11 protein-coding genes and 1 tRNA gene are annotated in these 12,320 nt (G+C 42.3%); 8 read left to right on the top strand and 4 right to left on the bottom strand.

Annotated elements, in window-relative coordinates; genetic code table 11:
- Nucleotides 1-12 precede the first annotated feature (12 nt).
- Genes truA through HMPREF9189_RS08380 form a run of 3 tightly spaced genes read left to right on the top strand, consistent with a single transcriptional unit; the run spans nt 13 to nt 1,964 of the window.
- Nucleotides 13-762: a tRNA pseudouridine(38-40) synthase TruA gene (gene truA / locus HMPREF9189_RS08390; RefSeq protein WP_000199149.1), complete on the top strand. Its 750-nt coding sequence runs from the start codon at nt 13-15 to the stop codon at nt 760-762.
- On the top strand, nt 752-1,525 hold the full coding sequence (locus HMPREF9189_RS08385; protein WP_000794792.1) for a bifunctional hydroxymethylpyrimidine kinase/phosphomethylpyrimidine kinase: 774 nt from the start codon (nt 752-754) through the stop codon (nt 1,523-1,525). Before truA ends, HMPREF9189_RS08385 begins: the two co-directional genes overlap by 11 nt.
- On the top strand, nt 1,503-1,964 hold the full coding sequence (locus HMPREF9189_RS08380) for an ECF transporter S component (RefSeq protein WP_000814991.1): 462 nt from the start codon (nt 1,503-1,505) through the stop codon (nt 1,962-1,964). Before HMPREF9189_RS08385 ends, HMPREF9189_RS08380 begins: the two co-directional genes overlap by 23 nt.
- 208 nt (nt 1,965-2,172) lie before the next feature.
- Here HMPREF9189_RS08380 and HMPREF9189_RS08370 read toward each other — a convergent pair whose 3' ends face one another.
- The 4 genes from HMPREF9189_RS08370 to HMPREF9189_RS08355 all read right to left on the bottom strand — a co-directional run bounded on the left by HMPREF9189_RS08370 (nt 2,173) and on the right by HMPREF9189_RS08355 (nt 6,923).
- Nucleotides 2,173-3,255, bottom strand: coding sequence for a Xaa-Pro peptidase family protein (locus HMPREF9189_RS08370; RefSeq protein ID WP_000040898.1), 1,083 nt, complete (start codon nt 3,253-3,255; stop codon nt 2,173-2,175).
- Between the two features lie 127 nt (nt 3,256-3,382).
- Nucleotides 3,383-4,165, bottom strand: coding sequence for a lipid II isoglutaminyl synthase subunit GatD (gatD, locus tag HMPREF9189_RS08365; RefSeq protein ID WP_000263166.1), 783 nt, complete (start codon nt 4,163-4,165; stop codon nt 3,383-3,385).
- On the bottom strand, nt 4,165-5,508 hold the full coding sequence (gene murT / locus HMPREF9189_RS08360; RefSeq protein ID WP_000770022.1) for a lipid II isoglutaminyl synthase subunit MurT: 1,344 nt from the start codon (nt 5,506-5,508) through the stop codon (nt 4,165-4,167). Before murT ends, gatD begins: the two co-directional genes overlap by 1 nt.
- 98 nt (nt 5,509-5,606) lie before the next feature.
- Entirely contained in the window at nt 5,607-6,923 is a 1,317-nt protein-coding gene (locus tag HMPREF9189_RS08355; protein WP_000958903.1) for an FAD-containing oxidoreductase, read from the bottom strand.
- Between the two features lie 349 nt (nt 6,924-7,272).
- Here HMPREF9189_RS08355 and HMPREF9189_RS08350 point away from each other — a divergent pair, with 349 nt between their 5' ends.
- The 5 genes from HMPREF9189_RS08350 to HMPREF9189_RS08330 all read left to right on the top strand — a co-directional run bounded on the left by HMPREF9189_RS08350 (nt 7,273) and on the right by HMPREF9189_RS08330 (nt 12,320).
- A complete protein-coding gene (locus HMPREF9189_RS08350; protein ID WP_000671065.1) occupies nt 7,273-8,829 on the top strand; it encodes a DEAD/DEAH box helicase in 1,557 nt (518 codons plus the stop codon).
- A 281-nt stretch (nt 8,830-9,110) separates the two neighbouring features.
- A complete protein-coding gene (codY, locus tag HMPREF9189_RS08345; protein WP_000940727.1) occupies nt 9,111-9,899 on the top strand; it encodes a GTP-sensing pleiotropic transcriptional regulator CodY in 789 nt (262 codons plus the stop codon).
- Nucleotides 9,899-10,474 carry a cysteine hydrolase family protein gene (locus HMPREF9189_RS08340; RefSeq protein ID WP_001029644.1) on the top strand — a complete coding sequence of 192 codons (576 nt, stop codon included), beginning with the start codon at nt 9,899-9,901 and terminating at the stop codon, nt 10,472-10,474. The genes codY and HMPREF9189_RS08340 overlap by 1 nt, the downstream gene beginning before the upstream one ends.
- 80 nt (nt 10,475-10,554) lie before the next feature.
- Nucleotides 10,555-10,640, top strand: a tRNA-Leu gene (locus HMPREF9189_RS08335).
- A gap of 402 nt (nt 10,641-11,042) precedes the next feature.
- The gene (locus tag HMPREF9189_RS08330; protein WP_001068263.1) at nt 11,043-12,320 is read left to right on the top strand and encodes an ABC transporter permease; all 1,278 of its coding nucleotides are present in this window, start codon (nt 11,043-11,045) and stop codon (nt 12,318-12,320) included.

Below are 12,320 nucleotides of genomic sequence, written 5' to 3'. Positions count from 1 at the left end.
AAAATAGAAGTTATGACAAGATATAAAGCAATCATTTCCTATGACGGGTATGCATTTGCTGGTTTTCAGCGCCAGCCTCATGCGCGGAGCGTTCAAGAGGAAATCGAAAAAACCTTAACGAGACTCAATAAGGGGCATGCCATCACTGTTCACGGTGCTGGTCGGACGGATAGTGGGGTTCATGCTCTGGGACAGGTTATTCATTTTGACCTGCTCTATCAGATGGATGAGGAAAAACTCCGTTTTGCTCTGGATACCCAGTCTCCTGAAGATATCGATGTGATTTCAATGGAGCTTGTGGCGGATGATTTTCATTGCCGTTATGCAAAACATAGCAAGACCTATGAGTTTATCGTGGATAGAGGGCGCCCCAAAAATCCTATGCGCCGTCACTATGCTACTCACTTTCCCTATCCGCTTGATGTGGAGCGGATGCAGATGGCAATCAAAAAGCTAGAGGGAACCCATGATTTCACTGGTTTTACAGCATCTGGAACCAGTGTAGAGGACAAGGTTCGGACCATTACAGAAGCTAACCTTACAGTTGATGAGACAGGGCAGTTTTTGACCTTTACCTTTTCAGGAAATGGTTTCTTGTATAAACAGATTCGCAATATGGTGGGGACGCTGCTCAAAATTGGAAATAATCGAATGCCAGTTGAGCAGATTGACCTAATTTTGGAGAAGAAGGACAGGCAACTTGCAGGTCCCACGGCGGCACCAAATGGCTTGTATTTAAAGGAGATTCGTTATGAAGAATAATCGTATTTTGGCACTTTCTGGAAATGATATTTTTAGTGGTGGTGGTTTGTCAGCCGATCTTGCTACCTATACCTTGAACGGTTTGCATGGCTTTGTAGCAGTGACTTGTTTGACAGCCTTGACAGAAAAGGGTTTTGAGGTCTTCCCAACAGACGACGTTATTTTTCAACATGAGTTGAATAGCTTGCGTGATGTCGAGTTTGCAGGGATTAAGATTGGTCTTCTCCCTACTGTCAGTGTGGCTGAGAAGGCACTGGACTTTATCAAGCAACGTCCTGGAGTGCCGGTGGTATTGGACCCCGTCTTGGTCTGCAAGGAAACGCATGATGTGGCAGTCAGCCAACTCTGTCAAGAGTTGATTCGCTTTTTCCCTCATGTCAGTGTGATTACGCCTAATCTCCCAGAAGCAGAATTGTTGGCGGGTCAAGAGATCAAAACCTTGGAAGATATGAAAGCTGCGGCACAGAAATTGCATGATTTAGGAGCACCAGCAGTCATTATCAAGGGAGGCAATCGCCTTAGTCAGGACAAGGCTGTAGATGTCTTTTATGATGGGCAAAATTTTACAGTTCTAGAAAATCCAGTCATTCAAGGCCAAAATGCTGGTGCAGGTTGTACCTTTGCCTCAAGCATCGCCAGTCACTTAGTTAAAGGTGATGAACTTTTACCAGCAGTAGAAAGTTCTAAAGCTTTCGTTCACCGTGCTATTGCACAAGCAGATCAATATGGAGTAAGACAATATGAAGCAAACCAAAACAACTAAAATCGCCCTTGTATCTCTATTAACCGCCCTTTCTGTAGTTCTAGGTTATTTCTTAAAAATTCCAACGCCAACAGGTATTCTAACTCTTTTAGATGTAGGTATCTTCTTTGCGGCCTTCTACTTTGGTAGTCGTGAAGGGGCTGTAGTCGGAGGTCTAGCAGGTTTCTTGATTGACCTCTTATCAGGCTACCCCCAGTGGATGTTCTTTAGCTTGATCAACCATGGCTTGCAGGGATTTTTCGCAGGATTTAAAGGAAAATGGCAATGGCTAGGACTTATCTTAGCTACTATTGCGATGGTAGGGGGCTACGCCTTGGGTTCAACTTTGATGAATGGATGGGCAGCAGCCCTACCAGAAATCCTACCAAACTTCCTGCAAAATATCGTGGGAATGGTTGTAGGGTTTGTGCTTAGTCAAAGTATTAAGAAAATTAAGTAAAGCGGCTGGAGAAAAGTTCTAAAAATCAGAAAAACGCATAATATCAAGTGTTGAAAAACCTTGATACTATGCGTTTTATTGTGGGAAGATTTTATACTCTTCGAAAATCAAATTCAAACCGCGTCAACGTCGCCTTGCCGTACTCAAGTACAGCCTGCGGCTAGTTTCCTAGTTTGTTCTTTGATTTTCATTGAGTATTAGATGAATATTAATCAAAATAAAGCAAGTCTTTGCTGGTGCTTGTAAAGAGGTCAAAGCCATCCTTGGTAACAACACCACAGTCTTCGATACGAACGCCGACTTTACCAGGGATATAGATACCTGGTTCAACAGAGAAGCACATGCCTTCTTCGATGACCATATCATTTCCTTCCATGATAGATGGGAATTCGTGGACATCCATACCGATACCGTGACCGAGACGGTGGTTGAAGTACTCACCGTAACCAGCTTTTTCGATGACTTCACGGGCAGCGCGGTCTACTTCATGAGCAGTCACACCAGGTTTGATAAGGTCAAGAGCAGCTTGTTGGGCTTCAAGGGTCAAGTTGTAAATATCTTTCTTGAATTGGTCTGGTTTGCCGACAGCGACTGTACGAGTCATATCTGATGCGTAGCCATTGACCATAACACCCAGGTCAAAGAGGAGAAGGGCGTCTTTTTCAACCTTGTTTGCACCAGGAATTCCGTGTGGATTTGCAGCATTGTCACCAGTCAAGACCATGGTATCAAAACTCATTTCATAGCCTTCACGTTTTAAGGCAAAGTCGATTTGGGCGATGATATCTGTCTCTGTTTTATCAAGAGAGATATTGTCAAAACCAACTTTTACAGCTTTATCAGCATAGAGACCTGCAACCATCATTTTTTGCACTTCGTCAGCTGATTTGATGAGGCGCATGCGTTGGATGAGAGGAGTGAGATTTTCAAACTCAGCAGTTTCAAAAACTGTTTTCAAGCCATGGTATTTGGTCAAGATGAGATTGTCAAACTCAACAGCGACACGTTTGAAGTCGTGCTGTGGCAAGGCATTTTTGATTTTTTGCCATGGATTTTCAGAATCCACATAACCCACTACTGGGAAGGAAACAGTGCTGGTTGCACGCTCCACTTCAAGGGCTGGGACAAAAAGGAGAGGTTCCTGGTCCGCTAGGACAAAAAGGAACATTTGGCGTTCATGAGGGTCACTGTAAAAATCAGTGAGATAATTAATAGTGACGGGGTCAGATACGACAGCGACGTCTAGTTTTTCTGATTCAAGATATGTTAGGATTTGTTGTAATTTAGACATATGCTACCTTCTTTCTACCCCTCTATTTTGGCAAAAAAAGAGAGAAAATGCAAGAGAGAAGGGTAAAAGAACAGGCAAAAAGAACTCCGATATGATAGCGGAGTTCTTTTATCTAATTTTCCTTAGTTTAAGAAAAGTCAGCCTTGCTTTTCACGTCGCTGTATTCTTCAGCGATTTCTTGACTGAGAATATCCTCATAGGCAGGAAGTTGGATGTCCTGACCGTATTTTTTTCGGAGGGCAGTAGTGACTAGGCGATAAGCCAGATTGGCATTGCGTGAGAGGATAGGTCCGTGGAAGTAGGAACCAAAGACATTCTTATAATGAACCCCTTCGCCGATCTTTTCTTCGTTATTTCCATTTCCATAGATAACCTGACCCAGTGGTTTTTGGTCATCTGAGAGGAAGGTACGTCCCTGGTGATTTTCAAAGCCATAGTAGGTTTCATCGAATTCGTCATTATGAATCTTGATGTCACCGATAAAGCGGTTATTGGTCTGGTTGAGCGTATAGTGGCCCATGACACCGAGCCCTTCGATGCGTTTACCTGAAGCTTCAACATAATATTGCCCCAATAGTTGAAAACCACCGCAGATAGCCAGAACTACACCGTCGTTTTGAATGTAGTTGTCAATGCTCTCTTTTTTAGCAGGTAGGTCTCCTGCGATAATACTTTGTTCAAAGTCTTGACCGCCACCGAAAAAGGCGATATCGTAGTGATTTTCGTCAAAGTCATCATGGAGAGAAACGATGTCAACTGTTACATGAGCCCCCAGCTTTTCAGCCACATACTTGAGCATAAGGATGTTTCCATTGTCTCCATAGGTATTCATGAGGTTCCCATAGAGGTGGGCGATGTTGAGCTGATAAGGGTAGTTGCCAGCTTTTGAGGAAAGTGAAGTATAAACCATTAGTTCATCTCCTTTCTAACAATCTGACGACTAGCCAGCAGTTCGCGGAATTCCAGCATGGCAGTATAGGTAGCCAGGATATAAGCATGCTTGCAGTCTTGCTTCTCAATGGTTTTGAGAACTTGCTCCAGATTACTTGTCTCAGTGATTTTATCAGCTGAGTAACCAGTCACTCGTAAACGACGTGCGATTTCAGAATGACGAACACCGCCAGCGTTGATTTCAGGAATGTCCATGTCAGTGATTTGTTCAAAGTCAGCATCCCAGATCCAGCTAGTGTCAATTCCGTCTGCATAGTTGGCATTTAGGAGGACAGATAGGCTAAATGGGTAAGGAGCCAGTTTGATCATTTCGATAGCTTGAGTCGCACCAACTGGATTTTTAATCAAGACAAGGGTGCATTCCTTATCACCGATATGGAAGGTTTCCTGGCGTCCAAAGACAGCACGGCTCTTGTCAAATCCTTGCTTGATCCGTTGCGAATCTGCGCCAAGGAAACGGGCAATAGCAACCGCAGCAAGGGCATTGTAGATGTTGTAAAGTCCACCGACTTGGATTCCGTATTCTTGTCCGTCAATGACAAAGCGGGAGCGATTGTTGGTCAACTCAACCAAGTCTGTCAGACGGTAGTCCAAGTCAGGACGTTTGCAGCCACAATTTTCACAGATATAGGCACCCAAGTTGGCGTAGGTATTGTGCTCGTATTTGAGGATGCCTTGGCAGTCAGGACAGAGAATCCCTTCGGTATTGTAGTGAGCCAGTTGGGCTGGCCCTTTTTCCAAGTCAAAACCAAAATACTGTACTGGGTTTGGAATAGCTGGCTTGTAGAAAAGTGGACTGTCACCATTGAGGAGAACAGTAGCCGTAGGCACCTTACGAATGGCATCCAAAATCATCTTATAAGTCGTGTAAATCTCACCATAGCGGTCCATCTGGTCACGGAAGATATTAGTGATGACAAAAAGGCTAGGATGGATATAGTCACAGATACGAGAAAGACTGGCTTCGTCAATTTCAAGGACTGCAATATTTTTTCCAGTTTTAGAGGATTTGGCCGTCAAGAAGGTTGTCGTAATCCCTGTAATCATATTGGCACCGCTTTGATTAGTCAGAACCCGACCATAAACCTCTTTTAAAATGCCGACAGTGAGGGCAGTTGTCAGGGTTTTCCCGTTGGTTCCAGTGACCACGACAATCTCGTAGTTCTTAGCTAGGTTTTGTAAAATATCTTTATCGAATTGAAGGGCGAGTTTTCCTGGGAGCGTACTTCCTCGGCCAAGACGGCTCAAGATGAAGTGAGAAGAACGCCCAGCTAGGAGGCCCAAAGTAGTTTTTAATTTCATGTTTCTATTATATCATAAAAGAGAGAAAAGATAGATTTGAGATTTCGCAGAAACAAAAACAGCCCAAAGAGGGCTGTGAGATAAGATAAGACTTCAACTTAAATCGCAAACAAGTCATTCAAGTTCTCAGCCAAGGTTGGGTGAGTGAAGATTTGTTTTGTGAAGTAAGTGTAAGGGATCTTGTTGTCCATAGCAACAGTGATGATGTTGATGATTTCTTGAGAACCTTCTGAGAAGATAGTTGCACCGAGAATCTCTTTTGTTTCAGTATTGACAACAGCTTTGAAGGCTCCGCGAAGGTCTCCATTTACGTGACCACGAGGCATAGTAGCAACAGGGATTTCCTTAACAGCGTAAGGGAGTTTCAAATCAGCTGCTTGGCTTTCCGTCAAGCCAACTTGAGAAAGAGCTGGTGTGATGAACATGGTGTTTGGTACATTGAGACGGTCTTCAAGTGTGTAGCTGCCATCTCCAGCAAGGTAGCTGTAGACAACACGGAAGTCATCAAGTGAAATGTAGGTGAATTGAAGTCCACCATTGACGTCTCCAACTGCAAAGACACCAGGAACGTTTGTTTGGCAGTGTTTGTCGACCTTGATAGCACCACGCTCCGTTAGTTCAATATCTGTATTTTCAAGTTGAAGTGGTTCTACATTCGGTTTACGTCCAGTTGCGTAGAGAAGGGCATCGAAACGGTAAGTTTCCTTTTCAGTTACGACGAGGACTTGATCACCGTCGTTTTTGATTTCAGTAGTATGGATGTTTTGAAGCAATTCAATACCGTCTTCTTCCATGTATTGTTTAGCAAGAGCTGCGATGGAAGGTTCTGCACGAGGAAGGAATGTATCCAAGGCATCTAGGACTGTGACTTTGCTACCAAGTTTGTTGTAGAGTCCAGCAAATTCAAGACCGATGTTTCCACCACCAAGGACTCCAAGTTTTTCAGGCAATTTGTCCAAGTTTTGGATACCTGTTGAGTCAAAGACATTTTTACTTGTAGCAAGTCCAGGAATTGGCAAGACGTTTGAAACAGCGCCAGTGTTGATGACGATTGTTTCAGCAGTCATTTCTTGTTTTTCGTCACCAGCCTGGATCTCGATCACCTTATTTGACACGAAATGTGCCTCTGCATCAATGACATCAACGCCATTATCGGCCAACATTTTATAATTTTTAGCGTTAAGACGACCAGTCACCGCACCACGCTCTTTCATGGTATCGTCAAATGACCAGCCCTTTTCAGCCGCTACAATCATAGTCTTGGTTGGGATACAAGCAATATTAATGCAAGTACCACCATACATCGCTTTACTGCGCTCGATGACAGCAACTTTTTTTCCAGCCGCATTCATCTTAGCAGCCAAAGTCTTACCGGCTTTACCAAATCCAATGACAATTAAATCGTATGTTAACATTTTTAAATCCTCCTATTTGATTTAATTCTAGCACAAGAAAAAAACTTTTGCACAAATCTGCTACGGGAAATGAAGTACGTTTGAAATGGTCCCTTCAAATCCTTTGATAAACAAGTTTCAGGCTACTTTACAGCTAGAAAATCGTTTACATGTTTTAATCAAGTGGTTAGACTATCTTTTGCCCCGCTCTTGTGTTATACTAGATAGGTTGCAAAGAAACTCGTACTTTTCTTTCGTGGAAAAGAAGCAACACGGTATCTCGTTTTTTAAGAAGATACATCATGAAAAGAAAAGTATAAACTAAAGCCCTATAGGGTGGCTTCGCACCACCTTTAGAAAGAAGAATAACGTGAAATTTAATGAATTTGACTTGTCTGCTGAATTGCTAGCAGAGATTGAAAAAGCTGGATTTGTAGAAGCCAGTCCCATCCAAGAACAGACCATTCCCTTGGCTCTCGAAGGAAAAGACGTTATCGGTCAAGCTCAGACTGGTACAGGAAAAACTGCAGCCTTTGGCTTGCCAACTCTTGAAAAAATCCGTACAGAAGAAGCGACCATCCAAGCCTTGGTTATCGCTCCAACTCGTGAACTTGCTGTTCAAAGCCAAGAGGAATTGTTCCGCTTTGGCCGTAGTAAGGGGGTGAAAGTTCGCTCAGTTTACGGTGGTTCAAGCATTGAAAAACAAATCAAGGCACTTAAATCTGGTGCCCACATCGTGGTAGGAACACCAGGCCGTCTCTTGGACTTGATTAAACGCAAGGCCTTGAAATTACAAGACATTGAAACCCTGATCCTTGATGAAGCGGATGAAATGCTCAACATGGGCTTCCTTGAAGACATCGAAGCTATTATCTCTCGTGTCCCTGACAGTCGTCAAACCTTGCTCTTCTCAGCAACCATGCCAGACGCTATCAAACGTATTGGCGTTCAGTTTATGAAAGAACCTGAACATGTCAAGATTGCTGCCAAGGAATTGACAACAGATCTGGTTGATCAGTACTATATCCGTGTCAAGGAACAAGAGAAATTTGATACCATGACACGTCTTATGGATGTGGAACAACCAGAACTTGCTATCGTATTTGGTCGTACCAAACGCCGTGTAGATGAATTGACTCGTGGACTGAAAATTCGTGGCTTCCGTGCAGAAGGAATTCATGGTGATTTGGACCAAAATAAACGCCTTCGTGTTCTTCGTGATTTTAAAAATGGGAATCTTGATGTTCTAGTTGCGACAGACGTGGCAGCACGTGGTTTGGATATCTCAGGTGTGACCCATGTCTACAACTACGATATTCCACAAGATCCTGAAAGTTATGTTCACCGTATCGGTCGTACAGGTCGTGCTGGTAAGTCAGGTCAGTCTATTACTTTCGTAGCTCCAAACGAAATGGGCTACCTTCAAATCATCGAAAACTTGACTAAGAAACGCATGAAAGGTCTCAAACCTGCAAGTGCAGAAGAAGCCTTCCAAGCAAAAAAACACGTAGCTCTCAAGAAAATCGAACGCGATTTTGCGGATGAAACTATTCGTGGGAATTTTGAGAAATTTGCTAAAGATGCTCGTAAGTTAGCTGCTGAATTTAGTCCAGAAGAATTGGCTATGTATATCTTGAGTCTGACAGTCCAAGATCCAGACAGCCTTCCTGAAGTGGAGATTGCGCGTGAAAAACCACTGCCGTTCAAATCGTCAGGAAATGGACGTTCTGGAGGTAATCGTGGACGCGACAATCGTCGAGGAGATAACCGTCGTGGTGGTCGCCGTGATGACTTCAAGAAAGGCAACCGCGGGAACGATCGTTTTGATAAAGACAGACGTTATCGTAATAAAGACAATAAAAAACCTCACAACACTTCAAGCGAAAAGAAAACCGGCTTTGTTATTCGTAACAAAGGAGACAAATAGAAAAAAGCGATTCACAGTGTGAATCGCTTTTATATATAAGGAGACCGATAGTAAAAGAAGATGGTGATAGTAAAGGATAGGTGAAACGGAAAGGGATTTATCATGTCATCTTCTTATAATATTATAATATCAAAAATAAAATAGGATATCAATAAAAAAATCGCTTTTTTCTAAAATATTTTTGCTGTTCAAAATTGCAATTAAATAAGCAATTTTCAGATAATAATTGAAAATTCACGCTCTTTATGTTATAATGGTAGCGATTAAATGCGAGGTAAAAAATGGCACACTTATTAGAAAAAACAAGAAAAATTACTTCTATTTTGAAACGCTCAGAGGAGCAACTTCAAGATGAACTTCCTTACAATGCGATTACACGCCAGTTGGCAGATATTATTGATTGTAACGCTTGTATTGTGAATAGCAAGGGACGCCTTTTAGGCTACTTCATGCGTTATAAAACGAATACAGATCGTGTAGAGCAGTTTTTTCAAACTAAGATTTTTCCAGATGATTATATTCAAGGTGCAAACATGATCTATGATACGGAAGCCAACCTTCCTGTTGAACATGATTTGACCATTTTCCCTGTAGAGAGCCGTGCAGATTTTCCAGATGGTTTGACGACCATTGCTCCGATTCATGTATCAGGGATTCGCCTAGGTTCGTTGATCATTTGGCGCAATGATAAGAAATTTGAAGATGAAGATTTGATTCTTGTTGAGATTGCGAGCACGGTGGTAGGGATTCAACTGCTGAACTTCCAACGTGAAGAGGATGAGAAAAATATTCGCCGTCGTACTGCTGTTACCATGGCGGTTAATACCCTTTCCTATTCAGAACTTCGTGCCGTATCAGCTATTTTAGCTGAGTTGGATGGAAATGAAGGGCAGCTGACTGCATCAGTTATTGCAGATCGTATTGGAATCACGCGTTCTGTGATTGTCAATGCGCTTCGTAAACTGGAGTCAGCAGGAATTATTGAGAGCCGTTCACTCGGAATGAAGGGGACTTATCTCAAAGTTTTAATTGGTGATATTTTTGAGGAAGTGAAAAAGAGGGACTACTAATGGCAAAGGCTTTAATCTCGATTGACTATACAGAGGATTTCGTAGCAGACCATGGAAAGCTGACTGCAGGAGCACCTGCTCAAGCCATATCAGAGGCAATTAATCGAGTAACCAGATTAGCTTTTGATCGTGGAGACTATGTCTTTTTCACCATTGATGCTCATGAAGAGAAGGATACATTCCACCCAGAAAGTAAGCTCTTTCCACCGCACAACATCATCGGAACTAGTGGTCGTAACCTCTATGGTCCCCTAGCTGACTTTTATGCTGAACATGAGGGGGATAGCCGTGTCTTTTGGATGGACAAGCGTCACTATTCAGCATTTTCAGGAACGGACCTAGATATCCGTTTGCGGGAACGTCGTGTAGATACAGTCATCCTAACTGGAGTCCTGACTGACATTTGTGTTCTTCATACGGCTATTGATGCCTATAATTTAGGTTATCAAATCGAGATTGTCAAGCCTGCAGTTGCCTCTATTTGGCCAGAAAATCATCAGTTTGCTCTTGGTCATTTTAAGAACACTCTGGGAGCCAAGTTGCTGGATGAAAATTTGGCTGAAATCCAAGAATAATTCCCTTGGAAAAATGAAAAAAATCTGAAAAAAGTGTTGACAAAGATTTTGAAAGTTGATATACTAGTAAAGTAATCGACGCGGGGATGGCGGAATTGGCAGACGCGCAGGACTAAGGATCCTGTGACCGCTTTAGGTCGTGAGGGTTCAAGTCCCTCTCTCCGCATAGGGTAAGAGTTAGCTTTGGCTAGCTCTTTTTGTTTTTACAAAGAAGACTAGAGGCCACGTTTCGTATATCGAAAAATATTGGCATCAAGAACTATCATCAGAATAGTTGAATCGATTTTCTCCATTTTCCTTATCAAGAATTTCCTCAAACACAAGCCAGGAAATTAAAAGCCGAAGAAATTAAAAAATACTTAGTTGAAAGATGATGCCCGACATTTATAGAATGGTGTGGATTTTAGATTAGTAAATTATTTATCTATAGTTTATCTATATAAGAAGGAAAGTTAGCGGATGCTAGCTTTTTGTTTTTTTAAAAAAAGATAAATCAAAAATTGTTTTCGATTTCATAAACATTTCATATTTGGATTTTATAATAGTCTTACAAATATGGAGGTGACAAATGAATCCAATTCAAAGAGCTTGGGCTTATGTCAGCAGAAAACGACTGAGAAGTTTTATTTTATTTCTGATTTTATTTGTCCTTTTAGCAGGAATTTCAGCCTGTTTGACTCTGATGAAGTCCAACAAAACAGTAGAAACGAATCTTTACAAATCTCTCAATACCTCTTTTTCTATTAAGAAGATAGAGAATGGTCAGACCTTCAAGTTATCGGACCTCGCATCCGTTAGCAAGATTAAGGGGCTGGAGAATGTCTCTCCTGAACTCGAGACGGTCGCAAAACTAAAAGACAAGGAAGCAGTGAGTGGTGAGCAGAGCGTCGAACGTGATGACTTGTCAGCTGCGGACAAGAACTTGGTTAGCTTAACGGCTCTTGAGGATTCATCCAAGGATGTCACCTTTACCAGTTCGGCTTTCAATCTAAAGGAAGGCCGACACCTTCAAAAAGGGGATTCCAAGAAAATCCTTATCCACGAAGAGTTGGCTAAGAAGAACGGTCTTTCGCTTCATGACAAGATTCGCTTGGATGCTGGTCAATCCGAAGCTGGGAAAGGGCAAACAGTTGAGTTTGAAATTGTCGGCATCTTTTCTGGTAAAAAACAAGAGAAATTCACAGGCTTGTCTTCTGACTTCAGTGAAAACCAAGTCTTTACAGACTATGAAAGTAGCCAAACCCTTTTGGGAAATAGTGAACCTCAAGTTAGTGCAGCGCGCTTCTATGTAGAAAATCCTAAGGAAATGGACGGACTCATGAAGCAGGTGGAAAACTTGGCCTTGGAAAATCAAGGCTATCAAGTCGAAAAGGAAAACAAGGCCTTTGAACAGATCAAAGACTCAGTTGCAACCTTCCAAACCTTCCTCACTATCTTCCTTTATGGGATGTTGATAGCTGGAGCTGGATCCTTAATTTTGGTCTTGTCTCTCTGGTTGAGAGAAAGGGTCTACGAAGTAGGGATTTTACTGGCACTTGGAAAAGGCAAGAGCTCAATCTTCCTACAGTTCTGTTTAGAGGTGGTGTTGGTATCTCTTGGAGCTTTGCTTCCATCCTTTATTGCTGGGAAAGCCATTACATCCTATCTGCTACAAACTGTACTAGCGAGTGGAGATCAGGCAACCTTACAAGATACGCTAGCTAAAGCAAGCAGTCTATCAACCAGTCTCCTATCCTTTGCAGAATCCTATGTCTTTCTGCTACTGATTGGTTGCTTGTCTGTAGCCCTTTGTTTCCTATTCTTATTTAGAAAATCGCCGAAAGAAATTTTATCATCTATTAGTTAA

This window comes from Streptococcus sp. oral taxon 071 str. 73H25AP, from assembly GCF_000146755.1.
GTDB lineage: Bacteria > Bacillota > Bacilli > Lactobacillales > Streptococcaceae > Streptococcus > Streptococcus oralis_T.
The sequence above is the reverse complement of the archived record's forward strand: the minus strand, read 5'-3'. Positions and strand labels throughout refer to the sequence as shown.

Coding starts and splice junctions, on each gene's coding strand:
- truA (WP_000199149.1), top strand. CDS start 13: ATGACAAGATATAAAGCAATCATTTCCTATGACGGGTATGCATTTGCT.
- HMPREF9189_RS08385 (WP_000794792.1), top strand. CDS start 752: ATGAAGAATAATCGTATTTTGGCACTTTCTGGAAATGATATTTTTAGT.
- HMPREF9189_RS08380 (WP_000814991.1), top strand. CDS start 1,503: ATGAAGCAAACCAAAACAACTAAAATCGCCCTTGTATCTCTATTAACC.
- HMPREF9189_RS08370 (WP_000040898.1), bottom strand. CDS start 3,255: ATGTCTAAATTACAACAAATCCTAACATATCTTGAATCAGAAAAACTA.
- gatD (WP_000263166.1), bottom strand. CDS start 4,165: ATGGTTTATACTTCACTTTCCTCAAAAGCTGGCAACTACCCTTATCAG.
- murT (WP_000770022.1), bottom strand. CDS start 5,508: ATGAAATTAAAAACTACTTTGGGCCTCCTAGCTGGGCGTTCTTCTCAC.
- HMPREF9189_RS08355 (WP_000958903.1), bottom strand. CDS start 6,923: ATGTTAACATACGATTTAATTGTCATTGGATTTGGTAAAGCCGGTAAG.
- codY (WP_000940727.1), top strand. CDS start 9,111: ATGGCACACTTATTAGAAAAAACAAGAAAAATTACTTCTATTTTGAAA.
- HMPREF9189_RS08340 (WP_001029644.1), top strand. CDS start 9,899: ATGGCAAAGGCTTTAATCTCGATTGACTATACAGAGGATTTCGTAGCA.
- HMPREF9189_RS08330 (WP_001068263.1), top strand. CDS start 11,043: ATGAATCCAATTCAAAGAGCTTGGGCTTATGTCAGCAGAAAACGACTG.